The organism is Shewanella sp. SM32 (assembly GCF_025654235.1).
In the GTDB taxonomy this organism is placed as follows: domain Bacteria; phylum Pseudomonadota; class Gammaproteobacteria; order Enterobacterales; family Shewanellaceae; genus Shewanella; species Shewanella oncorhynchi.
In genome coordinates, this window is sequence record NZ_JAKKRO010000024.1 from 26408 (window position 1) to 50767 (window position 24360).

At 45.8% G+C, this 24360-nt stretch carries 28 protein-coding genes; 9 read left to right on the top strand and 19 right to left on the bottom strand.

Features of this window, described 5'->3' with window-relative positions:
* Nucleotides 1–511 precede the first annotated feature (511 nt).
* From rplI to rpsF, 4 genes are read right to left on the bottom strand one after another with little or no spacing between them, the layout of a single operon-like run.
* A complete protein-coding gene (gene rplI, locus L5M10_RS11625; protein WP_113939970.1) occupies nucleotides 512–964 on the bottom strand; it encodes a 50S ribosomal protein L9 in 453 nt (150 codons plus the stop codon).
* Nucleotides 965–1000: 36 nt separating this feature from the next.
* The gene (rpsR, locus tag L5M10_RS11630; protein WP_006083042.1) at nucleotides 1001–1228 is read right to left on the bottom strand and encodes a 30S ribosomal protein S18; all 228 of its coding nucleotides are present in this window, start codon (nucleotides 1226–1228) and stop codon (nucleotides 1001–1003) included.
* 12 nt (nucleotides 1229–1240) lie between these two features.
* Nucleotides 1241–1546, bottom strand: a complete 306-nt coding sequence (gene priB, locus L5M10_RS11635; protein WP_105251411.1) for a primosomal replication protein N — start codon at nucleotides 1544–1546, stop codon at nucleotides 1241–1243.
* A gap of 8 nt (nucleotides 1547–1554) precedes the next feature.
* Complete coding sequence (rpsF, locus tag L5M10_RS11640; protein ID WP_105251410.1) at nucleotides 1555–1950, bottom strand: 30S ribosomal protein S6; 396 nt, start codon at nucleotides 1948–1950, stop codon at nucleotides 1555–1557.
* A gap of 213 nt (nucleotides 1951–2163) precedes the next feature.
* On the opposite strand from rpsF, the gene L5M10_RS11645 reads away from it, so the two are divergent.
* Together L5M10_RS11645 and L5M10_RS11650 are read left to right on the top strand one after the other, a co-directional pair.
* Nucleotides 2164–2907: a YdiY family protein gene (locus L5M10_RS11645; RefSeq protein WP_263164667.1), complete on the top strand. Its 744-nt coding sequence runs from the start codon at nucleotides 2164–2166 to the stop codon at nucleotides 2905–2907.
* A 242-nt stretch (nucleotides 2908–3149) separates the two neighbouring features.
* Complete coding sequence (locus L5M10_RS11650) at nucleotides 3150–4592, top strand: MFS transporter (protein WP_113939972.1); 1443 nt, start codon at nucleotides 3150–3152, stop codon at nucleotides 4590–4592.
* Between the two features lie 128 nt (nucleotides 4593–4720).
* On the opposite strand, the gene rlmB is transcribed toward L5M10_RS11650, so the two are convergent.
* The 8 genes from rlmB to zapE all read right to left on the bottom strand — a co-directional run bounded on the left by rlmB (nucleotide 4721) and on the right by zapE (nucleotide 12627).
* Nucleotides 4721–5461 (bottom strand): 23S rRNA (guanosine(2251)-2'-O)-methyltransferase RlmB, encoded by a 741-nt coding sequence (gene rlmB / locus L5M10_RS11655; RefSeq protein ID WP_263164665.1) that lies wholly within the window; start codon nucleotides 5459–5461, stop codon nucleotides 4721–4723.
* Complete coding sequence (rnr, locus tag L5M10_RS11660; RefSeq protein WP_263164663.1) at nucleotides 5462–7885, bottom strand: ribonuclease R; 2424 nt, start codon at nucleotides 7883–7885, stop codon at nucleotides 5462–5464. It abuts the gene before it with no gap.
* 39 nt (nucleotides 7886–7924) lie between these two features.
* Nucleotides 7925–8581: a flagellar protein MotX gene (motX, locus tag L5M10_RS11665; RefSeq protein WP_113939975.1), complete on the bottom strand. Its 657-nt coding sequence runs from the start codon at nucleotides 8579–8581 to the stop codon at nucleotides 7925–7927.
* A 112-nt stretch (nucleotides 8582–8693) separates the two neighbouring features.
* Nucleotides 8694–9989 carry an adenylosuccinate synthase gene (locus L5M10_RS11670; protein WP_028759421.1) on the bottom strand — a complete coding sequence of 432 codons (1296 nt, stop codon included), beginning with the start codon at nucleotides 9987–9989 and terminating at the stop codon, nucleotides 8694–8696.
* Between the two features lie 72 nt (nucleotides 9990–10061).
* Nucleotides 10062–10250, bottom strand: a complete 189-nt coding sequence (locus L5M10_RS11675) for a DUF2065 domain-containing protein (RefSeq protein WP_198573776.1) — start codon at nucleotides 10248–10250, stop codon at nucleotides 10062–10064.
* A 138-nt stretch (nucleotides 10251–10388) separates the two neighbouring features.
* Nucleotides 10389–10781 (bottom strand): 30S ribosomal protein S9, encoded by a 393-nt coding sequence (gene rpsI, locus L5M10_RS11680; RefSeq protein WP_006083052.1) that lies wholly within the window; start codon nucleotides 10779–10781, stop codon nucleotides 10389–10391.
* Between the two features lie 14 nt (nucleotides 10782–10795).
* Nucleotides 10796–11224: a 50S ribosomal protein L13 gene (gene rplM, locus L5M10_RS11685; RefSeq protein ID WP_105251403.1), complete on the bottom strand. Its 429-nt coding sequence runs from the start codon at nucleotides 11222–11224 to the stop codon at nucleotides 10796–10798.
* A 290-nt stretch (nucleotides 11225–11514) separates the two neighbouring features.
* The gene (gene zapE / locus L5M10_RS11690; protein ID WP_105251402.1) at nucleotides 11515–12627 is read right to left on the bottom strand and encodes a cell division protein ZapE; all 1113 of its coding nucleotides are present in this window, start codon (nucleotides 12625–12627) and stop codon (nucleotides 11515–11517) included.
* A 412-nt stretch (nucleotides 12628–13039) separates the two neighbouring features.
* Between zapE and degQ the strand changes: the two genes are divergently transcribed.
* Nucleotides 13040–14392, top strand: coding sequence for a Do family serine endopeptidase DegQ (degQ, locus tag L5M10_RS11695; RefSeq protein ID WP_105251401.1), 1353 nt, complete (start codon nucleotides 13040–13042; stop codon nucleotides 14390–14392).
* Nucleotides 14393–14507: 115 nt separating this feature from the next.
* Nucleotides 14508–15590 carry an outer membrane-stress sensor serine endopeptidase DegS gene (gene degS, locus L5M10_RS11700; protein ID WP_105251400.1) on the top strand — a complete coding sequence of 361 codons (1083 nt, stop codon included), beginning with the start codon at nucleotides 14508–14510 and terminating at the stop codon, nucleotides 15588–15590.
* A 98-nt stretch (nucleotides 15591–15688) separates the two neighbouring features.
* On the opposite strand, the gene murA is transcribed toward degS, so the two are convergent.
* From murA to mlaF, 7 genes are read right to left on the bottom strand one after another with little or no spacing between them, the layout of a single operon-like run.
* Nucleotides 15689–16948, bottom strand: coding sequence for a UDP-N-acetylglucosamine 1-carboxyvinyltransferase (murA, locus tag L5M10_RS11705; RefSeq protein WP_105251399.1), 1260 nt, complete (start codon nucleotides 16946–16948; stop codon nucleotides 15689–15691).
* A gap of 9 nt (nucleotides 16949–16957) precedes the next feature.
* The gene (locus L5M10_RS11710) at nucleotides 16958–17215 is read right to left on the bottom strand and encodes a BolA family protein (protein ID WP_006086065.1); all 258 of its coding nucleotides are present in this window, start codon (nucleotides 17213–17215) and stop codon (nucleotides 16958–16960) included.
* Nucleotides 17216–17234: 19 nt separating this feature from the next.
* Entirely contained in the window at nucleotides 17235–17519 is a 285-nt protein-coding gene (locus L5M10_RS11715) for a lipid asymmetry maintenance protein MlaB (protein WP_105251398.1), read from the bottom strand.
* Nucleotides 17516–18178 (bottom strand): phospholipid-binding protein MlaC, encoded by a 663-nt coding sequence (locus tag L5M10_RS11720; protein ID WP_105251397.1) that lies wholly within the window; start codon nucleotides 18176–18178, stop codon nucleotides 17516–17518. Before L5M10_RS11720 ends, L5M10_RS11715 begins: the two co-directional genes overlap by 4 nt.
* 11 nt (nucleotides 18179–18189) lie before the next feature.
* Nucleotides 18190–18663: an outer membrane lipid asymmetry maintenance protein MlaD gene (gene mlaD, locus L5M10_RS11725; RefSeq protein ID WP_028759401.1), complete on the bottom strand. Its 474-nt coding sequence runs from the start codon at nucleotides 18661–18663 to the stop codon at nucleotides 18190–18192.
* A 56-nt stretch (nucleotides 18664–18719) separates the two neighbouring features.
* A complete protein-coding gene (mlaE, locus tag L5M10_RS11730) occupies nucleotides 18720–19505 on the bottom strand; it encodes a lipid asymmetry maintenance ABC transporter permease subunit MlaE (RefSeq protein WP_105251396.1) in 786 nt (261 codons plus the stop codon).
* Nucleotides 19502–20320: a phospholipid ABC transporter ATP-binding protein MlaF gene (mlaF, locus tag L5M10_RS11735; RefSeq protein ID WP_263164658.1), complete on the bottom strand. Its 819-nt coding sequence runs from the start codon at nucleotides 20318–20320 to the stop codon at nucleotides 19502–19504. The genes mlaE and mlaF overlap by 4 nt, the downstream gene beginning before the upstream one ends.
* A gap of 643 nt (nucleotides 20321–20963) precedes the next feature.
* Between mlaF and L5M10_RS11740 the strand changes: the two genes are divergently transcribed.
* Genes L5M10_RS11740 through lptB form a run of 5 tightly spaced genes read left to right on the top strand, consistent with a single transcriptional unit; the run spans nucleotide 20964 to nucleotide 24318 of the window.
* Nucleotides 20964–21941 (top strand): KpsF/GutQ family sugar-phosphate isomerase, encoded by a 978-nt coding sequence (locus L5M10_RS11740; RefSeq protein WP_168825500.1) that lies wholly within the window; start codon nucleotides 20964–20966, stop codon nucleotides 21939–21941.
* Nucleotides 21941–22492, top strand: a complete 552-nt coding sequence (kdsC, locus tag L5M10_RS11745; RefSeq protein WP_028759542.1) for a 3-deoxy-manno-octulosonate-8-phosphatase KdsC — start codon at nucleotides 21941–21943, stop codon at nucleotides 22490–22492. Before L5M10_RS11740 ends, kdsC begins: the two co-directional genes overlap by 1 nt.
* Nucleotides 22489–23049, top strand: coding sequence for an LPS export ABC transporter periplasmic protein LptC (gene lptC, locus L5M10_RS11750; protein ID WP_105251394.1), 561 nt, complete (start codon nucleotides 22489–22491; stop codon nucleotides 23047–23049). Before kdsC ends, lptC begins: the two co-directional genes overlap by 4 nt.
* The gene (gene lptA, locus L5M10_RS11755) at nucleotides 23036–23590 is read left to right on the top strand and encodes a lipopolysaccharide transport periplasmic protein LptA (protein WP_105251393.1); all 555 of its coding nucleotides are present in this window, start codon (nucleotides 23036–23038) and stop codon (nucleotides 23588–23590) included. The genes lptC and lptA overlap by 14 nt, the downstream gene beginning before the upstream one ends.
* Nucleotides 23587–24318, top strand: coding sequence for an LPS export ABC transporter ATP-binding protein (lptB, locus tag L5M10_RS11760; protein ID WP_105251392.1), 732 nt, complete (start codon nucleotides 23587–23589; stop codon nucleotides 24316–24318). The genes lptA and lptB overlap by 4 nt, the downstream gene beginning before the upstream one ends.
* Nucleotides 24319–24360: the final 42 nt, after the last annotated feature.

A 24360-nucleotide genomic window follows, 5' to 3' on the forward strand; every position in this document is an offset into this window, starting at 1 on the left:
TAGTCAAAAGCCGTTCACTGTCATGACAGTGAGCGGCTTTTATTTGGGCTAGTATTTTAAACGCGGATACGCTTTGAGACTGAATGAGTAGACATATCACTTACCGCATTATACCAATCGTATTAAATATCTGTTCATTCAGCGGGAGTTCAACGCGCTTTAGACAAAGCGAAGGCTTGAAGGCATAGTGGTGCTCTGTCGAAAGCCTTAAACGCAGTATAAAGCGCGTTGCCATGCCGTTAACATCAGCCGCCCTCGGGAGCAACACAGGCATCCCACTCCCGTGTTGCATTGACTTAAAAGGGAATAACCATTTCTGCGTCAATGCGCCTTGGATTGAGATGCCTGTGAGGCTCTGAACTGATTAAATATTTAATGTGATTGGTATTCATCCATCGCAAACCAATATCAAACCATATTGACCACAGCTAAATACTGAATTTCAGCCATAAAAAAACACCGCCAAAGCGGTGTTTCTCTTAATACAAGCTAAGATTAAAGCAAGGAGTAATTAAGCTTCTGCAACGATAGAAACTTTAACAACAGCTTTAACTTCAGTGTGTAACTGAACTTCAACTTCGAAGTCGCCAGTAGTACGCAGAGCGCCTAATGGTAAACGAACTTCTGATTTAGCCAGCTCAACACCAGCAGCAGTCACTGCATCAGCGATGTCACGGTTGCCAACTGAACCAAACAGTTTGCCTTCATCACCCGCTTTAGAAGCAATAACAACAGCTTCCAGTGCAGTGATTTTCTCAGCACGTAGGTTAGCAGCAGCTAATTCAGCAGCTAATTTAGCTTCTAATTCAGCGCGACGAGCTTCAAATACTTTAACGTTGCTTTCGTTAGCAACAACAGCTTTACCTTGTGGCAAAAGGTAGTTACGAGCGTAACCAGCTTTAACAGTAACTTGGTCACCCAAGTTGCCTAGGTTAGCGATTTTATCAAGCAGAATAACGTTCATTATCAAATCCTCTATATTCGATTAGGAATACTGCAATTACTGATGTAAATCAGTGTATGGCAGTAGAGAAAGATAACGAGCACGCTTGATAGCGCGAGCTAGTTGGCGCTGATATTTAGCACTAGTACCAGTGATACGGCTAGGAACAATCTTGCCGCTTTCAGTGATGTAGTTCTTTAAAGTAACGATATCTTTGTAATCAATTTCTGCAACACCTTCAGCGGTGAAACGGCAGAACTTGCGACGACGGAAATAACGTGCCATGTTGACAGTCTCCTAAGTTTTCAATTCGACATTTTCGGCATGGATGACTAAGCGGTTCTGACCATTACGCCCCTGTTGAAGCGTCATAAAGCCTTGCACTTGTACTTCCACACCTGCTTTCAGATCTTCTGCGACGCTTTCAAAGCGTGGGCCACTCAATATCACTTGAATTTGTACGTAGACGTTGCGGAGCATTTCGGCTTCATAACGCTGCGATTTGTGTTCCAACATAATCACACTGTGTGCAATACCTGCTGGGCTTTTAAAGCGTCTTGAACGAGTTATCGTTCCTGACAACACCAAGTTATTGGTGGTCACAGATTACCTTACTCAGCGATTTCTTCAGCGTGAGCTTCATCATATGAGCGTTCGCCAGCTGGGCCACGACGTGAATCGCGCTCATCTCTAGCTCTAGCCATTGGAGATGCTTCAGTAACGGCAACTTTAGTACGCATTACCATGTTACGCAGAACTGCGTCGTTGAAACGGAAAGCTGTTTCTAGCTCTTCGATCGTCTCTGCTTTAGCTTCAACGTTCATCAGAACGTAGTGAGCTTTATGCAGGTCAAGGATTGGGTAAGCCAGTTGACGACGGCCCCAATCTTCTAAACGGTGGATTGTGCCGTTAGCTTCGGTGATAACACCTGTGTAACGCTCAATCATACCTGGTACTTGTTCACTTTGATCTGGGTGAACCATAAATACGATTTCGTAATGACGCATTTATTGCTCCTTACGGTTATGTAGCCTCGGTATTGGCTCAGTCAGACCAAATGGAGGCAAGGAACGAAAAATAGTGACTGATTTGAGCGCGAGATAGTACAGAAAGCAAGCCAGAAACTCAAGCAATAACTTTGCCTCGCCAATCAATACAGGTATGATGGCGGTTCGCCTACATTCGGACGTCTGAAATCAGCTAACCAAGAATAAAACATAATGCTAAAAGTTATTGCGCCAATCGGTTTGTTTTTCCTTTCATTTCCAGCGCTTGCGCTTGTTCCACCTGATTATCAGGAACCACCCAGCGATTTTACGGCGGAAATCGAAGCTGGCTTGCAACTGAACACAGGCAATACCGAATCCAGCAGCTTTAATGGTCGAACCCAACTGATTTACGATACAAAGCAAACCAAGCAAGAAGCCACACTAAAAGCCTATTTTGCCTCAGAAAAAAGTCAAACAACCTCCGAAAAATATGAGCTACAGTTACAATCGAGCTATAAACTGACTAAGGGTTATGTCTTCGGACGTGGTGATTTTACTTGGGATCAATTCGGTAGTTACACGCAAATATCAACGCTTTCGAGTGGTTACGGTTTCAATGCTATCAGTAGTTATAAAACAAAACTCAGTCTCGAGTTCGGCCCAGGTTATCGATATAACTTACCTGCAGAGTCGGTAACCATTCCCAACCCTGATGCCGAAAAAGATGTCATTCTTCGTACCGCTGCCAAATTCTCTCAAAAACTACAGGAATACAGCAGTCTCAATGCCGATCTCACTGCGGAAGTGGGCGAGAACAACAACACCCTCACCTTAGATATGAACTATAAAAATCTGGTGTTCCAAGATTGGGCATTTAAGATCGGTATGAACATCAAATACACTGAAGTGGTACCAGAAGGAAGCCAACCCATGGATACCATCACCACCTTCAACTTGCTTTACACTTTTAGATAACTCCTTTTAAAAAATACGACGAAATACATAGACTAACATGACGCTAATAGCCTACTCGGCTGGCGTCTATGTGAATGCTTTACAAGCATCCTCTTGAGTTGTTCCGACATAATTCAGTGATTTTTTGAGCAGTAATGCGCAATTAATCAAGATTTACCAACAATTTGCAACACAACATAAACACTAACCCCTGATATACTCACTCCTCATTATCAATCTAGTTTGTGTTTTCGGAGTTGTATATGACTAATCCGCTGCGCACTTTCGCCTCTTTATATAGCACCACATTATTAATGGTATTAGCCGGCGGCTTGCTTACCACCTATCTTGGGCTCAGGCTCTCAGTGATGAATGTGCCACAAATATGGATTGGCGGCATGATGTCGGCCTACTATGTTGGCCTAGTGGCAGGCTCTAAGATTGGTCATCGACTTATCGCTCAAGTGGGCCATATCCGCGCCTTTGTCGCCAGTGCAGGCATAGTCGCTGCATCGGCATTAGGCCATGCACTCGTGGATGAGCTAGCGGTTTGGCTGCTCCTCAGACTCGTGGTAGGCATGGGGATGATGTGCCAATACATGGTGTTAGAAAGTTGGCTTAACGAACAAGCTGAAAGTAATCAAAGGGGCACAGTGTTTGCGAGTTATATGATCGTATCTTACTTCGGCTTAATCTTGGGCCAAGGTGCGATCAGTATTTTCCCCGAATTAGGACTAGAGCCACTACTGCTTATCGCAATTTGTTTTTCACTCTGTATCGTACCGATTTCACTCACGCGTCGTCTTCACCCTGCGCCCTTAGTGCCAGCCCCACTCAAAATTGCCTATTACTGGAAAAAAGCGCCACAAGCACTCACGACAATCGCGATTGGTAGCATGATAGTGGGTTCGTTTTATGGTCTCGCTCCCGCCTACGCCAGTAACTTAGGTTTACCGCCTGAAAAAGTCGCCACGTATATGACGGCAACGATTTTAGCGGGATTACTGGCACAGTGGCCAATGGGAAAATTGTCCGACATTATGTCCCGCAGTCGCCTTATCCGTATCAACTGTATATTGCTCGGTATCTTAGCCTTAGCTATCGCCTTAACCCCCTATCATCCGGTGATTTCACTGGTGATGACTTTCCTATTTGGTATTTTAGGTTTCACTTTCTATCCGCTCGCCACAGCGCTTGCCAACTCTCGAGTAGAGCAAAATGAGCGGGTAGGCTTATCAGCAACAATATTATTAACCTTCGGCTTAGGCGCCAGTATCGGTCCGCTTATCGCATCGACATTAATGCAATGGTTTGGCAATAACATGTTATATGGCTTTATGTCAGCCTGTACCTTAATACTCTTTGTGCGTTTACGTTATGTACATTCACAGCAAAAAGTCGAAACCAATGTCACCCAAGACTACATAATGGCGACGGGCGACTTAGTCTCGTCACCACTGGCGGCAGCGTTGGACCCACGGGTTGATGTTGAATCAATTCAAGAGCATATGACGCCCAGCGCTAACTTAGATGAATCGGAGCATGATTTAGGGGCCGATGGCGTCGATGACGATATTATCGATGATAATGACAGTGATGAGGAACAACTCGCCTTTAGTTTCGATATTGAGCAAGCAGAGCCTGAAGCCGCTCAAATAGATGAAACTGATAGCAATCAGGTTAACCTAGACAAAGCTCTGACGTAAAAAAGGCCAATAAAAAACGGATTAACTTTATATCGTTAATCCGCCTTTTTTATTACGACCAGTGGTTACTGCAGGTTGTGACTTAAAGCCTGATACTCCATGTGTGAGATCAGGCAAACGTGAGCATATTAGCTACGACGCTGACGCACTGCTTCAAACAAGCAAATACCCGTTGCAACCGATACGTTCAAGCTAGACACACTACCGGCCATAGGGATAGAGATCAGTGAATCGCAAGACTCACGGCTTAATCGGCGTAAACCTTTATCTTCCGCACCCATGGCAATCGCCAATGGCCCCTTGAGATCGGCTTGATAAAGCTCGCAATCTGCCTCGCCCGCAGTGCCCACAATCCACACACCTTTATCCTGCAGGTGACGCATAGTGCGCGCAAGATTAGTCACTTGGAATAAAGGCACTGTTTCCGCAGCGCCACATGCAACTTTACTTACCGTGGCCGTTAAGCCAACTGAATTATCTTTAGGCACGATAATACCTTGCACGCCCGCCGCATCAGCATTACGTAGACAAGCGCCTAAGTTATGGGGATCCGTCACGCCATCCAAAATCAGCAAGAATGCTTGCTCAGTGTTAGCAAGCAGCACATCTAAATCTTGCTCATTCAACACTTTCGCCGCTTTAACGCGCGCGACTATGCCTTGATGTTGACTGCTTTCCGCTTTGTCATCCAAGGCTTTACGAGAAGCGACTTGAATCGTCGTGCCAAAGGCTTTGGCCTGATCGGCCAGTACAGTTAAGCGCTCATCATCACGACCTTGTAAGAGCCACAACTCAATAATGCGTTCAGGGCTGTGTTTTAACAGGGCTTCAACTGCGTGGATCCCAAAAATAATATCTTGTTTTTTCATTTATTTCTTTCTCGTGCTCCGCTTAGCGGCTTTTGGCTTTTTAGCCGGATCTTTTACTGCTGCTTTTTTAGCTTTAGTGCCAGCTTTGGCCTTAGGCTTGGTTTTGCCTGTTTCAGCCTTGGCGCTAGATGCCGCGGTTTTGCCTGCTTTACCTTGCTTAGCGCCTTCACGATTAACGCGCTCACGGGCTGTCATCGGCTTATCACGGCTGGCAGATGCTTTACGTTTACCACCTTTGCCGTCATCACCCAGCATAACCAAATCAATCTGTCTGTCATCTAAGTTGACTGCAGCGACCTTAACCGTCACAGGATCGCCGACTTGATAAACTTGACCTGTGTGCTCACCGATAAGACGTTGACGCATAGGGTCGAATTGGTAGTAATCGCTACCTAGACTTGAGATATGCACTAAGCCATCGATAAACAGTTCATTTAAGCGCACAAACAAACCAAAACTGGTCACTGAGGCAATCACAGCTTCAAAGGTATCGCCGACGTGATCTTGCATAAACTCGCACTTCAGCCAATCGCTAACATCGCGAGTCGCTTCATCGGCACGACGTTCTGTGGTTGAACACTCTTCGCCTAATTGGTCGAGCTCATCGAGTTGATAATGATAGCCACCATCCTGCGTCCACTTCTCAGTGGCTTCGCCTCTTTCCTTCGCCAGTAAATAACGGATCACACGATGTAACACTAAATCCGGATAGCGGCGAATGGGTGAGGTAAAATGCGCATATTCTTCTAAGGCTAAACCGAAGTGACCTTCGTTATCCGGAGTATAAATTGCCTGACGCATAGAGCGCAGTAACATCACTTGGATAAGTTCAGCATCAGGGCGGTCGGCAATTTGCAACATCACATTCTGATAATCTGACGGCGTTGGCTCAAGTCCACCTGGCATGCTTAAACCACGCTCAGCAAGGAACTCTTTAAAGTTCGCCAATTTTTGCTCGGATGGCGCTTCATGCACACGATACAAGACTTCGCCTTTGTGCTTCTTCACAAATTTAGCCGCCGAAACGTTGGCTAAAATCATACATTCTTCAATGATTTTATGAGCTTGATTACGGCCACGCGGCACGATTTTATCAATCTTGCGCTGCTCATTGAAAATGAACTGCGTTTCCATGGTTTCAAACGCAATCGCACCACGCTCAGCTCTTTGCTCATCTAGCGCTAAATACAATGACTGTAAACACTGCAGATGCGGGAACAAGGCTTCATGCTCAGGCGCAATGGGGCCGCCTTCTAACATTGCTGCCACTTGGGTATAAGTGAAACGGGCATGGGAATACATCACAGCCGGATAAAACTTATAACCTGATAACTTACCTTTAGCAGATACGGTCATCTCGGCGACCATACATAAACGGTCGACGTGGGGATTCAGCGAACATAGGCCGTTGGAGATTTTCTCCGGCAACATAGGGATCACTTGCGACGGGAAATACACTGAGTTACCACGGGCACGCGCTTCGGTATCTAAGGCAGAATCGGTACGCACATAATAACTGACGTCCGCAATCGCAACCCATAAACGCCAGCCGCCACCGGCTTTTTTCTCCGCGTACACGGCATCATCAAAATCGCGGGCGTCTTCACCGTCGATAGTCACTAATGGCAGATGACGTAAATCCACACGACCGACTTTATCGGCGTCGGTTACTTCATCGGGAATACGGCGCAGTTTCTTCTCGATCACTGGTGACCAAGTATGGGGTAAATCATAATTACGCAGGGCAATTTCGATTTCCATCCCCGGCGCCATTTGCTTACCGAGCACTTCAGTCACTTTACCCGCAGCCTTAACAAAACGGCCTGGGCGACGCGTTAATTCAACCACAACCACATCGCCTTGGCGGGCGCCGTTGCGATCTTCATTTGCGACTAAAATTTCTTGGGTAATACGCTTATCATCGGCAATAACAAATGCCATACCGCTATCGACATGATAACGGCCAACAATCGCGGCACTTCGCGGCTGGATCAGACGAACCAAACGTGCTTCGCGACGGCCACGACGATCTGTGCCCGCTTTTTGCGCCAGCACTTTATCACCGTGGAAATACATCAGCATGTCGCGGTTCGAAATAAATAAGTCATCACCGCCTTCATCGGGTTTGAAAAAGCCGAAGCCTTCTCTGTGTCCGAGCACAGTGCCGGGGATCAGATCCATTTTCTCGGGTAAGCCATAGCTTTGCCCACGGGTGAACACCAGTTCGCCATCGCGTTCCATCGCACGTAGGCGACGGCGCAAGGCCTCAAGTTGTTCTTCCTCTTGGATGTTTAACGCCGCAGCAATGCTGTCACGAGTGATAGGTGATTTTTGAGAACGTAAGTAATCGAGAATATACTCACGGCTTGGGATAGGGTTTTCGTACTTATCCTGTTCACGCTCAAAATGAGGGTCTTTGATCATTCAATATCCAAATAATGTGTCTCTAGATTAAGAGACCACTTAACGGGTTCGCAACTGTTCTTGCTGGGCCCGCGCCACTGCACTGGGGGGCATTTTAGCTGCTAACACCTGCAGTAAAGACAAGGCTTTATTCTTAGTCGCCTCGTCCGCAAATACATCGTTATATAACCAGTGATAGGCCATCTCGTAATCCCTAGGACTACCATAACCTTCACCGAATAAACGAACTAACATCATACGAGCGGATAAACTGCCACTTGCAGCCGCAGGCAGTAAATAATGCACTGCTCTGTCTTTATTGCGGATGACAAATTTCCCACTCTGATAATACTCGGCAAGCTTTAACATCGCTTCTGAGCTACCTTGTTCGGCCGAGTCACGTAACAAAGCAATACCCTTCACAGGGTTAGCCTTCACACACGTTCCATGATTGAGCATTTCGCCCCAAAGAAATTGATATAAAGGCTGTTTTAAGACTTGGGCTCGCGCCTCAATGTCTTGGACTAACTGGCAATCATCACGTTTCACTTTCGCTAAGTATTGATTGCTACGGATCAAATCAAGCAATTGATCTTGACTATAAATATCCACCGCCTGCGTTTCAGCAAAGCACATTGAAGATACTAAAGGCAGTAGCGCAACGAGTGCTGTACGTAGCATAACGACTCTCAATGACAGTAGGATGAATACTTGCATCGGCAGTATAACCTATTTCTTGAGCTTGAGCTGAATTTCTAACCGCAGAATAAAACAGAGAAAGGTATAAAGAAGCAGAGAAAAAGGCCGTGAAACACGGCCTTAACAGATCTTAATTGAACGGATTAACCAAAATCATGGTTTCGTTACGATCAGGACCCGTAGAGATAATGTCGATAGGTGTTTCTAATAACTCTTCAAGACGCTTGATATAATTGATCGCTGCTTGAGGCAGTTGCTCAATTGATGTCGCGCCAAAAGTCGACTCGCTCCAACCCGGCATAGTTTCATAAACCGGCGTAACCAGTTCATAACCTTCAGCGGCCAGCGGAGTGACTTTAGAGATAGTGCCATCAGGATTCTGATAACCGACACAAATCTTCACTTCTTTCAGACCATCAAGTACATCTAACTTAGTCAAGCAGAAGCCGCTAACACTGTTGATTTGAACTGCGCGGCGCATTGCCACAGCATCCAACCAACCTGGACGACGCTTACGACCCGTTGTTGCACCAAACTCATGACCTTTAGTACCTAAATGATCACCGACTTCACATAATAGTTCAGTTGGGAATGGACCTGCACCTACGCGAGTAGTGTAAGCCTTCATGATACCTAAGACATAGTCTAAGTGACGCGGACCAAAACCTGAACCCGTCGCAACACCACCGGCAGTGGTATTTGAAGAGGTTACAAATGGGTATGTTCCGTGGTCGATGTCGAGTAATGTACCTTGAGCGCCTTCGAACAGAATTGGCTCACCGGCTTTACGCGCAGTATCCAATAGTTCAGTCACATCAACACACATGCTCTTCAGATAATCGGCCATAGCCAAAGCATCTGCTAGCGTTTGCTCGTAATCAACCGCTTCGACTTGATAGTACTCTGTCAGCATAAAGTTATGGTATTTCATAACTTCTTTCAGCTTTTCAGCAAACAGTTCAGCATTGAACAGGTCGCCTACTCGCAGACCGCGACGAGAAATCTTGTCTTCATACGCAGGTCCAATACCACGGCCAGTTGTACCAATAGCTTTATTACCGCGCGCTTTTTCACGGGCAATATCAAGGGCACAATGGAAGGGAAGGATCAGCGGACACGCTTCAGAGATCAACAGACGTTCCTCAACAGGAACTCCACGATCTTTTAGCATGTTGATCTCTTTCATCAGGGCGTCAGGTGCAAGCACCACACCGTTGCCAATAATGCATTTCACATTATCGCGCAAGATACCCGATGGGATCAGATGAAGAACGGTTTTTTCACCGTCGATAACCAAGGTATGACCAGCATTGTGGCCGCCTTGATAGCGAACTACATATTTTGCCTGTTCTGTTAGAAGGTCGACAATCTTACCTTTTCCTTCGTCACCCCATTGGGTGCCGAGAACAACTACGTTTTTGCCCATTATTTGCTGCAAGGTTGCGGTTAAAAAAGAATTTTAACAGATCTTAGTTAATAAGGGCAAGCAGGCTATTTTTCATGCAAAAATAACCCAAAGAACGACTCCAGCCGTGACTAATGCCCCACCAAGTCGCTGGATAACTTGCTGATTTTGATGGGAGAGTTCATTTAAATAACGACGCCATTTATTTGGGAATAATAATGGCCCAAGGCCTTCCAAAACCAACACAAGTGCCACTGCTAGCATAAAAATCTGAAAAGTCATGCTTACCTCAAACTCACTCGCTTAATATAAATTTATTGTATATCAGCATACTCCAACCGAAGAGTTTTCTTATACCGTCAATTTTTAGCCAATAAAAAACCCAGCACAGGCTGGGTTTTTTGATATTCCAAAAACGAATTAACGCTTAGAGAATTGTGGCTTACGACGTGCTTTACGTAGACCCACTTTCTTACGCTCAACTTTACGAGCGTCACGGGTAACGAAACCAGCAGAACGTAGTGATGGACGCAGTGCTTCATCTAATTGCATCAGAGCACGGGTAATACCGTGACGGATTGCGCCTGCTTGGCCAGTGATACCACCGCCTTTAACAGTTACATAGATGTCCAGCTTGTCAGTCATTTCAACTAACTCTAAAGGTTGACGAACAACCATACGAGCAGTTTCACGACCAAAATACTGATCCAAAGGACGTTGATTTACAACGATGTTGCCACTACCTGCTTTAGCGAAAACGCGAGCTGTAGAGGTTTTGCGACGGCCAGTGCCGTAGTACTGAGTTGCAGCCATTTGCTTAATCCCGTTTAGATATCAAGAACTTGAGGTTGTTGTGCAGTGTGGTTATGTTCTGCGCCAGCGTAAACTTTCAGTTTACGGAACATGGCACGGCCCAGAGGACCTTTTGGTAACATACCCTTAACTGCTTTCTCGATGATCATTTCTGGCTTTTGCGCTTGCAGCTTTTCAAAGCTGATTTGCTTAATGCCACCAGGGAAGCCTGAATGCGAGTAGTACGTTTTGCCTTTCGCTTTGTTACCAGTAACAGTCACTTTTTCAGCATTAACAACGATGATGTAATCACCGGTATCAACGTGTGGAGTGTATTCTGGCTTATGCTTACCGCGTAAACGGACAGCGATTTCAGTAGCGATACGACCTAAAGTTTTGCCGTCTGCGTCGACGACGAACCAGTCACGAGTTACAGTTTCTGGTGTAGCAGTAAAAGTCTTCATTATTACAAAAACCCAAAGTTAATTTTCTGTCTCACATGCTGTCTGCATTTGCAAACAACACAAAATTGCCTTTTAGTACCCCTTCGAGCACCGACTTCGGCTTACAACTTCCGCCCAATTGGCGGAGTAACGTGGGCAGGTGGCGGAGTATAGACAAAGCTGAGTTAAAAATCACCTGATATTTTGATAAAAATTATAAAATATCGACCAATCGGACTTGTCATCCTAAGGATTAACAAGCCTCTGGTGATTTAAGGCCGCAGCTAATGCAAAACTCTTACACTACTGGGTTACGGCAGGTGTTCGGTTTTTAAATAATCGTGGGATTGCATCTCAATTAAGCGTGAACGGCAACGCCTAAATTCGAAGTTAAGCAAACCATCGGCATAAATATCTTCGAGTGGCACTTGAGCCGATACAATCAGCTTCACATTGCGCTCGTAAAATTCGTCGACCATAGCTAAAAAACGTCTTGCGATGTCATCGCCTGTCAAAAAGGCGCCCATTTGTTCTATGCCACTCACGAGGACAGTATGATAAATCCGCGCAAGTTCCATGTAATCACGCTGGCTTCGTGGACCATCACAGAGCGCTCTAAAATCGGCCAACAATACGCCCTGCGCCTGCTGCCGAATACTAATACTGCGGCCTTCTATTTCGATGTCAGCAGTAAGCACCTCAGACTCAGGCGCTAACTGACTAAAATAACGTATAAGATTGGCATCAGCTTGTGCATCTAATGGATGATGATAAATTTCTGCTTGCTCAAGGGTACGCAATCGATAGTCAATGCCAGAATCCACATTGAGCACTTCACAATGTTGATTAATTAAGGCTATCGCAGGTAAGAAACGTGCGCGCTGTAAGCCATTTTTATATAAGTCGTCGGGGATAATATTCGAAGTTGCAACCAGCACAACGCCTTCTTTAAATAACGCTTGAAACAGCGTACCTAATAGCATGGCATCGGTAATATCAGAGACAAAGAATTCATCGAAACAGATAACGCGATATTTCGCAGCCATCTTTTTCGCAATCACCAACAAAGGATCGCGAACGCCTTTTAACTCATCCAAATCTAAATGCAATTGATGCATAAAGCGATGGAAGTGAGCCCGCAATTTTTGTTCACCAGGCAAGGCATCAAAAAAAGTATCCATCAGGTAGGTTTTACCGCGCCCAACTCCGCCCCAAAGATACAGACCTTTAGGTGATGCTGGTGCCGATTTTAAGCCTAATGCGCTAAACAATTTCCCCACAATAGAACTCGGCTCTTCTGCCGTAGTTAAGTCTTCATAGACGCGTTGTAACGCCTTAACGGCAATTTCTTGAGCCGGATCATGGGAAAAACCGTCACGGGTAAGATCTTTTTGATAATGCTGCCAAGGGCTTAACTGAGGCACGTTTAAATTCTCTTATGTCCTTTATTAAAACTGTGACGATATTAGCACGGCCAATATGACGCAGGATATATTAATGCAGAATACGACTTTTACCTTAACGCTAAACTGCATACAAACGTCTAATAAGCATCTATGCTGTAGGTCATTTAAATCGGCAAAATCCGCTGACATTAGGGCTTGAAAAATCCTAATCTCGCCCACAGATTTCTGTTCAGAAACAAGTATGAAACAGCCGATAAAATAGGCTAAAAAAATTAACATTTATTAATATAATGAACTTTTTCAATGAGGTGCGAGTCAGAGTGATTACCTAGGCAAATAGCCGGTACCGATACAGATTTGATCTGGCACTCGCACGATTGCTGATGCATTACATCCAGATCTTTCAACCCTTATTTGGAGTTATGAATAGATGAAAACAAAATTATCTGTACTTTCAGCCGCAATGTTAGCCGCGACCCTGACTATAATGCCTGTCGTCTCACAGGCCGCCATTCCACAGACGGTTGAGGGACAATCCATTCCAAGTCTTGCGCCCATGCTTGAGCGCACGACGCCCGCAGTCGTATCAGTAGCGGTAACGGGGACTCATGTTTCTAAGCAAAGAGTACCTGATGTTTTCCGTTACTTTTTCGGCCCTAATGCGCCACAGGAGCAAGTGCAAGAACGTCCTTTTAGAGGCTTAGGCTCAGGCGTCATTATTGACGCAGAAAAAGGCTATATCGTCACGAACAACCATGTGATTGACGGTGCTGATGATATTCAAGTTGGTCTTCACGATGGCCGTGAAGTAAAAGCAAAACTGATTGGTACTGACTCAGAGTCAGATATCGCATTATTGCAAATTGAAGCGAAAAACCTCATCGCAATCAAAGCCTCTGATTCCGATGATTTACGCGTAGGTGACTTTGCCGTTGCCATTGGTAATCCCTTCGGTTTAGGTCAAACCGTCACCTCGGGCATTGTTAGTGCTTTAGGCCGTAGCGGCTTAGGCATTGAAATGCTGGAAAACTTTATTCAAACCGATGCCGCGATTAACAGTGGTAACTCGGGTGGCGCACTCGTCAATCTTAACGGCGAGTTAATTGGGATTAACACCGCAATCGTAGCACCGGGCGGCGGTAACGTCGGTATTGGCTTTGCCATCCCTGCTAATATGGTGAAAAACCTCGTGGCACAAATTGCCGAACACGGAGAAGTACGCCGCGGTGTATTAGGTATTTCGGGACGTGATCTCGATAGCCAACTCGCCCAAGGTTTCGGTTTAGACACTCAACACGGCGGCTTCGTGAATGAAGTAGCCAAGGGCAGTGCCGCAGAGAAGGCCGGTATAAAAGCAGGTGATATTATCATCAGCGTTGATGGCCGTGGTATTAAGTCATTCCAAGAACTGCGGGCTAAAGTCGCCACTATGGGTGCAGGTGCTAACGTTGAGTTAGGACTCATCCGTGACGGTGATAAGAAAACAGTTAAAGTGACCTTAGGTGAAGCGAGCCAAACCAGTGAAACAGCGGCTGGTGCCGTGCATCCTATGCTGCAAGGTGCGTCCTTAGAAAACTCATCTAAGGGCATTGAAATTACCGATGTCGCACAAGGCTCACCAGCGGCCATGAGTGGCTTACAAAAAGGAGATGTGATTGTCGGTATTAACCGTACTGCGATTAAAGATCTTAAGACACTGAAAGCACAACTTAAAGATCAAGAAGGTGCCGTTGCACTGAAGATAATGCGTGATAAGAGCATGTTGTATTTAGTCCTACGTTAATCGACAAAATAGGCCATTTTTTCTGCCATAGATAAGCATAGGGAGCTTAGGTTCCCTATGCTTACATCGATTAAACATGTTAATCTAACTCACCTTTTTCTAGATCCATCCTGCCATGACTATAAAAGACACTCTGTTATATCTCGGTAAAGCCACCCTTTTCGGCCTTATCATGGCGGCCATGTTTTTATTGGTGACACGTTATTTCGATAACCAATCCCTCGGTAGTAGTCTGCTACAAACCCGTGCCAACAACACAGTCGAGCTATCCTTTGCCAAGGCGGTACGCCGTGCAGCTCCTGCCGTTGTGAATATTTATAGCCTCAGCATAGATCAGAATCGGCCGCTTAATTCAGGCTCACTTCAAGGTCTAGGTTCTGGGGTGATAATGAGTAAAGAAGGTTATATTCTCACTAATTATCATGTCATTAAGAAAGCCGATGAGATTGTTGTCGCCCTGCAAGATGGACGCAAATTTACCTCTGAAGTGGTTGGCTTCGATCCTGAAACCGATTTATCGGTACTTAAAATTGAAGGCGATAACTTACCGATTGTCCCCGTTAATCTCGACAGTCCGCCTCAAGTCGGTGATGTCGTACTCGCTATTGGTAATCCCTACAATTTAGGCCAGACCATTACCCAAGGCATCATCAGTGCCACGGGGCGTAACGGCTTAAGTTCAGGTTACTTAGACTTCCTACAAACCGATGCAGCGATTAATGCGGGTAACTCGGGTGGCGCACTCATTGACACTAACGGCAGCCTTATCGGTATCAATACCGCAGCATTCCAAGTGGGTGAAGAAGGCGGCGGCCACGGGATTAACTTCGCTATCCCGATTAAATTAGCCCACAGCATCATGGGTAAGTTGATTAAAAATGGTCGCGTGATCCGTGGTGCCTTAGGAATTTCTGGCGAGCCGATTAACCCTGTAGTGGCACAAATCCTTAATCTACCCGATCTAAAAGGTGTGCTCGTTACGGGTGTCGATCCTAATGGCCCTGCGGCCCGTGCCCTGCTAATGCCAAGGGATGTGATTATTAAATACGATGGTGAAGATGTGCCAGGCGTTGAAATGCTAATGGACCGCATAGCTGAAACCACACCGGGTAAAAAAGTGATGATGACTGTGATACGCCAAGGTAAACAACAAGAGTTACCTGTGATTATCGATGAGAAGGTTGTGATCGATAACTAGAGTGTCACTCAGTATTACGAGCTCAAATGCAGAAAACAAAAAAACCAGCTTTAAGCTGGTTTTTTAATGATTCAAAATTAGCTTAAGTCAGTAACAGATCACTGAATACGCACAACCTGTGCGCCTAAACCTTGAAACTTATTCTCAATATGCTCATAGCCACGATCTAAGTGATAGATACGATCGACAATCGTCTTACCATCGGCCACTAAGCCCGCAATCACTAGACTCGCTGACGCACGTAAATCCGTCGCCATTACCTGAGCACCACTTAAAGATTCAATCCCTTGAATGATGCAGGTGTTGCCTTCAAGCTCCATGGTAGCGCCCATACGGATAAGTTCAGGCACATGCATAAAACGATTTTCGAAGATAGTCTCAGTTATGGTTGCCGTGCCTTGTGCTAAGGCATTGAGCACACAAAACTGCGCCTGCATATCGGTTGGGAAACCAGGATAAGGTGCAGTCTTGATATTCACCGCCTTCGGACGTTTACCCTGCATATCGAGCTCAATCCAATCTTCGCCCGTAGTAATCGTCGCGCCTGCATCTTCAAGTTTTGCGATAACCGACTCCAGTGAAGCAGGATCGGCTTTTAAACAACGAATACGGCCACGAGTCACCGCAGCGGCCACCAAAAATGAACCGGTTTCGATACGATCTGGCATCACGCGGTAATTACAGCCCTGTAAACGCTCAACCCCTTGAATACGCAATGTCGCACTGCCTACACCAGTGATTTTTGCACCCATGGCAATTAAGCAATTAGCGAGATCGATCACTTCAGGTTCACGGGCCGCGTTTTCAATCACGGTTTCGCCATCGGCTAATGCTGCGGCCATCAGTAAGTTTTCGGTCGCACCAACACTCACCATGTCCATAAAGATATGTGCGCCTTTAAGACGACCATCAACACGGGCCTTGATATAACCTTCTTTCACTTCAATCTTGGCGCCCATCATTTCGAGGCCATGTAAGTGCAAGTTCACTGGTCTTGCGCCAATGGCACAGCCACCAGGCAATGACACGTCAGCAGTACCATAACGAGCCAATAACGGCCCTAAGATCAAGATAGAAGCACGCATGGTTTTCACTAGATCATAGGGAGCGCAAAACTCATTCAGATTAGTGGTAGAAATGCGGATCTGTCCGTCACCGAGTTCAGTCACTTCAGCGCCGAGACAGCGTAATAATTTACAGCTCGTACTCACATCACGCAGATTGGGCACGTTAGAAACCACAAAATCGGTTTCAGCCAATACACCCGCCATCAGAATAGGCAAAGCTGCATTTTTAGCACCCGAAATAATCACATCACCGGCAAGCGGGGGGCTTGCCTGAATTGTTAGTTTATCCACTTTTCCTCACTAGCTAGGCATGTTGAAAACTTTTTCGCGTTTCCATTGAGTCGGCGTGAAAGTTTTGATCGTTAATGCATGTAATTCACCGCTGGCAATGTGTGCCGTCAACGGTGCATAAATGGCTTGTTGCTGTTTGACTCGGCTCATACCATCGAAGCATTCACCTACGGCGATCACTTTATAATGGCTACCATCCGAGCTAGCGTGAACTTCTTCAAGCCCTAACGCATCACGTAAAATCTGTTCGATTAAGCTGCATTCCATGAAATCTATTACCCTATTCTCAATGCGCTTCTTCGGTAAAGAAGGCATCTAAATCATATAAATCAATTAGTTTTTTAAGTTGTGGTGAAGCAGAACTCAATACAAGTTGGCTGCGATGTTCACGCACTAACGCCAGCAAAAATGCCATGCCAGCGCTATCACTGTATTCGAGCCCAGACAGAGACAATATCTGGGTTGACTCATTTAGCAGTTGTTGCCGCTGTGGCCAAAGTGTAATGACATCGGCTTGGGTTATGCGCCCTTTAAGATGACAAACTGTCCCCTGTTGCACAAATTCAATCACGACTGTGACTTCCCAGACTTAGCCTTCATGACCACTTTCTCTTTAGTGCGATCTTCGAGCATCTTAATCACGGGATCGATACCCTGTTGGCGAATTAGATTAGAGATTTCCGACTGCTTAGAAGACAGTAAGCTCACACCTTCGGCAACTAAATCAAATGCCTTCCATGAGTCATCCTTTAAACGGCGCGCCTTAAACAATAGTTTAATCGGTGGGCGACCGGCTTCGATGATCTGCACGTTTACATCGACCATTTTCTCTTTGCTGAAATCAATCCCAGGTGAGAATTCCACTTTTTGATTAGTATATTCAGTAAAGGCTTGGGCATAAGTAGAGATTAAATAACCTTCAAAAGCATTGACGAAACGATTGCGTTGCTCTTCGGTTGAATCCTTAAGATATTGGCCTAATACCTTATAAGAAGCGTATTTATAATCGACATAAGGCATGAGTTCTTCACGAACAATCACCTTTAAATGGTCTGAATTTGCGTCGATTAATGCTTTATCTTTGTGAAAACGATCGAAGGTTTTATTGGCAACGGCTTTCACCATGGCATACGGATCTGTCGTATCGACAACCACATCAGCGGCAACTGCGCTCGTTGCCCCTAAAACCATCACTAACGGCAATAAAAAACGAGATAAGTTTTTAAACATAGCGGTAACCCCTATTTATCCTTCGAACCCATACTATATAAGAACTGACCAATCAGCTCCTCCAACACTAATGCCGAACGAGTGTCGTCAATCTTATCGCCATCTTTCAGCATACTGACATCATCGTCGACAAAACCCGGTGTTAACCCTAAGAATTGTTCGCCCAACAAACCCGAAGTCAAAATGGCTAAACTACTGGTTTCAGGGAATTTATCGTAACGCTTGTCCATCACTAATGTGACCACAGCCACTAACTTAACTGGGTCTAAATCTATGCTGCTCACTCGGCCAACGACAACACCGCCAACCTTGACTGGCGAACGCACCTTCAAACCACCAATGTTGGTAAAATTGGCTTGTATGGTATAAGTGCTATCGCTGCTTTTCACTTCAATATTGGCGACGTTAAAGACTAAGACCAAAAAAGCGGCCAATCCTGTTAAAAGAAACACACCCACTAATAATTCAATTTTTCGTGTCAACATGTTCAGCTACCACTCTGTTAATCCATCTAACCTGTGTCGAAATCCGCAGTGTTCCGTTAGCGGCCAAACATCAGGGCTGTCAGTAAAAAATCCAATGCCAATACAGCGAGGCTCGACTGAACGACAGTCTGGGTCGTTGCACGGCTGATGCCTTCCGGATTTGGGATCACTTGATAACCGCGATATAACGCAATCCAAGTGACCACTACGGCAAACACACCACTTTTGATCAAGCAGTTAACTATGTCCTGACGCCATTCGACAGACGCCTGCAGAATCGACCAAAACGCACCACTGTCGATCCCTTTCCATTCCACGCCAACAAGGTGCCCGCCATAAATACCTACAGCGGTAAACATCAACGCCAGCAATGGCATACTGATCACTCCAGCCCAAAAGCGCGGTGCAATAATCTGCCTTAATGGGTCAATCGCCATCATTTCTAAACTGGAAAGCTGCTCAGTGCTTTTCATTAAACCAATTTCAGCGGTTAATGCTGAACCCGCCCGTCCCGCAAACAATAACGCGGTAACAACTGGCCCTAACTCACGCAGTAAACTGAGCGCCACCATAGGACCTAAGCTTTCTTCGGTGCCAAAACCAACTAAGATGTTATAGCCTTGCAGTGCGAGCACCATGCCGATAAAGAGTCCTGAGACTAAAATAATCACCATGGATTGCACACCGACCACATAAATCTGGCGCACTAATAATGGAAAACCTTTACGCACGCGTGGCCAGCGAAAAATCGCCCCCCACAGCATAAGGCCTGCACGGCCAAAACCGAGCACTAGCTCAATCGCGCTGCGGCCTAAGTCGGCAATACTGTCGATTAACTTCACTTGCCAACTCCTTTTGCCATTAATTCTTGCTGGTAATCATTTGCCGGGTAATGGAACGGCACAGGGCCGTCCGGAGCACCTTGAATAAACTGTTTCAGCTGCGGATTATCAGCGTACTTTAATTCTTCAGGGGTGCCGTGGGCGATGACTTTTTTGTCAGCCACCACATATACATAATCGGCAATGCCAAGCACTTCATCCACATCGTGGGACACTACAATTGAAGTCAGATTCAGCGCATCGGATAACTCACGAATAAGCTTTACTAACACACCCATCGATATTGGGTCTTGCCCTGCAAAAGGCTCATCGTACATCACCATTTCAGGTTCAAGCGCTATGGCTCTAGCCAATGCGGCGCGGCGTTGCATACCACCGGATAACTCGCTTGGCATCATCTGAGCTGCACCACGTAAACCTACGGCTTCAAGCTTCATCAACACGATAGTGCGAATAATGTCTTCAGGCAGTCCAGAATGTTCACGCAGCGCAAACGCCACGTTATCGAACACATTAATGTCGGTAAACAGCGCGCCACTTTGAAACAGCATGCTCATCTGCTTACGCAGACTAAATAATTCATTACGACTCACGCCATGGATATCGTGACCGTCGAATAACACTTGTCCATGGTCAGGCGTTAATTGGCCGCCAATCAATTTCAACAGGGTCGTTTTGCCTATGCCGCTCGGCCCCATGATCGCCGTCACCTTGCCCCTTGGAATGGACAGGCTAATATCTTCATATATCACACGCTGACCGCGGCTAAACCCCAAATTACGGATCTCAACCAACGGCGTTTGTTCTTGAGTCATGCTTGATTCCGACATTTGCAAATGAGGTGATCCTAGTCTTCCGAGACTGACCAATCGAAGAGCCGCAAATTGTACGTAATTGCGCTTTAACCTACAACCGAATCGACACTATCGCCCTGCGATACTTTCAATTTGCCTCATTTACAGCGAAAATGCGCCCTAAGTTTTCACTCTGCACAGGTAAAATGTTACTTAATGTTTTCAACCTAGTTGCAGAATTGGCAGTATTGGCTAATTCGTTCGCACTTAGCTCACTCTTCGCCCACGTTTATCGGGGAGAGTCGATACGCAATTGCGCAATAGAGGCATCCCATAGGGTAATACCCGCTGCGATATGGGATAAATCCATTGAAATAAACGACAAAGACGATGATATTGCTCAAGGCCTTCTGCCGCTAAACACGTTATTGTGCATGAATAGCTAACGCAGCTGAACTTGACGAGTCGGATCAATCGCTCTAGCCTTCCGCAATTGTTTTGCTGTTTTCGGTAATTAACCACAGCAAGACATAAGCTAAATTGTCTGAAAACAAACTAATACTTGGCAGAAAGCCTATTACATATCATCTTTATCGCGTACCAAATTGTGCTATTCCAATCCCATCAATGGGGCGACAAAGACAATGCAAAAAGAGAGATAGACATGGTAGACAAATCACAACTGCGCCAATGGGGTTGTAAAGTTATCGACATTGAAAAGTCAGCCCTAGACAATCTTTATCAATATGTTGATTCGGCTGAATTTGCAGAGGCTTGCGAGTTGATCCTCAACTGCACAGGCAAAGTGATTGTCATGGGAATGGGCAAATCGGGCCATATCGGCAATAAGATTTCTGCCACCCTCGCCAGCACAGGAACGCCCGCATTTTTTGTGCATCCGGGGGAAGCCAGCCACGGCGATCTGGGTGTATTGGCCGATAACGATGTGATTTTAGCGATTTCAAATTCTGGTGAGTCGAGTGAAATCCTCACCTTAATGCCAGTCATCCAACGTATGGGCGTGCCTGTTATTGCGGTAACGGGTAAACCCGAATCGAATATGGCGCGATTATCTAAAGTGCATTTATGTATTGAAGTCCCAGAAGAGGCTTGCCCACTTGGACTTGCCCCAACGTCGAGCACTACCGCGACCTTAGTGATGGGCGATGCCATCGCCATTGCGCTACTACAAGCGAAAGGCTTTACCCGTGATGATTTTGCAATGTCCCATCCTGGCGGTGCTTTAGGACGCAAGTTATTGTTAAAAGTCTGCGATGTCATGCACAGCGGTGATGACTTACCGCTCGTTAACCACGATATTTGCATCACAGAAGCCCTGTACGAAATCTCCAAGAAAGGCTTAGGCATGACGGCGATTATCGATGATCAGCGCAAGCTGGTTGGTATCTTCACCGACGGTGATTTACGCCGCGTTATTGATGCCGAAGTGAATTTACGCACGACGCCCATTGCCGATGTGATGACCCGTAACTGCGTCACGATCACAGATAATGTGTTGGCCGCCCAAGCACTGCAAGTGATGGACTCAAAAAATATCAACGGATTAATTGTTATCGATAAAGATCGCCATCCTATTGGCGCTCTTAACATGCTCGATATGGTAAAAGCAGGAGTCATTTAATGCCACAGCAAGGATTTTACGGCCCAATCAGTGATGATGTGTGGCAACGGGCGCAAAAGATTAAACTGTTAATCTGTGATGTCGATGGGGTGTTTTCCGACGGCCGTATTTACTTGAGCAATAGCGGCGAAGAGCTCAAAGCCTTCCATACCCGTGACGGTTATGGCGTGCGCTCACTACTCACCAGCGGTTTCAACCTCGCCGTGATCACAGGACGTCAATCCAAAATCGTTGAAAACCGTATGACAGCCCTTGGTGTTACCCATATTTACCAAGGCGTAGACAATAAGTTCGAGCCCTATGAAGCATTGCTCGCACTTTATGGTGTCACCCCAGAAGAAGTGGCTTATATCGGTGATGATATTGTCGATCTCCCCGTGATGAATGTCGTCGGTTTAGCGGTCAGTGTTGCTGACGGCCACCCCTATGTACGCCAACACGCCCATTTTGTGACTACGCTCAATGGTGGCCACGGTGCACTGCGTGAACTCACAGATCTGTTACTCCTAAGTCAAAATAAATTCACTTCGGCCCATGGAATGAGTATATGAGTCGTGTGACACTCGCGATTATCGCTTTTTTTGGAACCGCACTAGCGCTTTACTGGCAGGTCCAGAACAAACACAGCGGTGATTCCGATAACAGAGTAAAAGATCAAAATACCCCAGATTTCATCGTTGAAGATCTGCGCAGTGTTGAGTTCAATGAGCAAGGACTAGTGAATAGCCGTGTGACGGCGAAACACATGGAACATTATGATTCAACGAATCAAACTTTCTTTACTCAACCTGTTTATCTTGTTTATCCAGACCAAGGTAAAGCACAATGGCAACTCAGGGCAGATCAGGGCAAGCTAAACAAGGAAACTGGCAAGGTTGTATTAGAAAATAATGTTATTATCGATGCCATTAGCCCAGAAGAACCGATTCAGACCTTGTCCACCAGTTATCTGGAACTCGATCTCAACACTATGATAATGACCTCTGACCGTACCATTTACGTCACAGGGAAAGATTTTAATATTCAAGGCCAAGGCCTTTATGCCGACCTCAACGCGCAAGAAGTGCAATTGACCAGTCAGGTAGTAGGAACATATGAAGCAAAATAACGTATTACTTGCCAGCCTAATGCTAATTATGAGCATGAGTGCTTTCGCGAAAGTGGGCGACTTAAAGCAAGAAGTCAAAATTAAAGCTGTGAGCCAAACTGCGGATATCAAAAACAACCAGATCATCTTCTTTGGTCCGGTGGAAGTTACCCAAGGCTCAATAAAAATCCAAGCAAATGAACTGCGTGCATTTTCCGCTGAAGGTGAAAATAGCAAAACTTTAGTCGCCACAGGCAACCCTGCTACGTATAGCCAGATATTAGACGATGGCCGTCCTGCATCGGCGAGCGCGAAAGAAATTCGTTACGATATGGCAAGCCGCACCTTAACTCTGAAAGGTATGGCGTCATTAGATCAAGCGGGTAGCCAAGTTACAGGCAATTTAATCCGCTATAACATGATTCAACAGAAATTGATGGCCGAGAGTACTGGCAGTGGTGACGATCGCGTGATCACTATTATTCAGCCAGAAAACTATCAAGATGATGCTAAATCAGATGCTCCAGCGGATAAACCTGTAAAAAAGCAGGACTCTAAATGACCCAAATCACCTTAAGAGCACAAAATCTGGCAAAAAGTTACAAGAGTCGCCAAGTGGTTAAAGACGTCAGTCTGACGGTAAAAACCGGTCAAGTCGTTGGCCTACTCGGTCCAAACGGTGCCGGTAAAACCACGACCTTTTACATGGTTGTCGGGCTAGTGAAGAGCGATAAGGGGCATATCTTTATCGACGATGATGATTTAACCGCAGATCCTATGCATCTGCGTGCCCGCAAAGGCATAGGTTACTTACCGCAGGAAGCCAGTATCTTTCGTAAGCTAACTGTTCATGACAACATCATGGCCGTACTGCAAACTCGTAAAGAACTTAAAAACGAAGAACGAGAAGAAGAACTAGAACATCTGCTCGAAGAGTTTCATATCACCCACATCCGTGACAGCCAAGGCATGTCATTGTCGGGTGGCGAACGTCGTCGCGTCGAAATTGCGCGGGCTTTAGCCGCTAATCCTAAGTTCATTTTGCTCGATGAACCGTTTGCCGGCGTCGATCCTATTTCGGTTATCGACATCAAGAAGATTATCGAACAACTCAAAAGTCGCGGCCTTGGCGTACTGATCACAGACCATAATGTCCGCGAGACATTAGATGTATGTGAACATGCTTATATTGTGAGTCACGGAAACCTGATTGCCGAAGGAACTCCAGCAGAGATCTTAGACAATCAGCAAGTTAGGGCTGTGTACTTAGGTGAACAATTCAGGCTATAGTTAATCGAGCGAAGCCAATGGAGGCAATTTATACCGCCATTG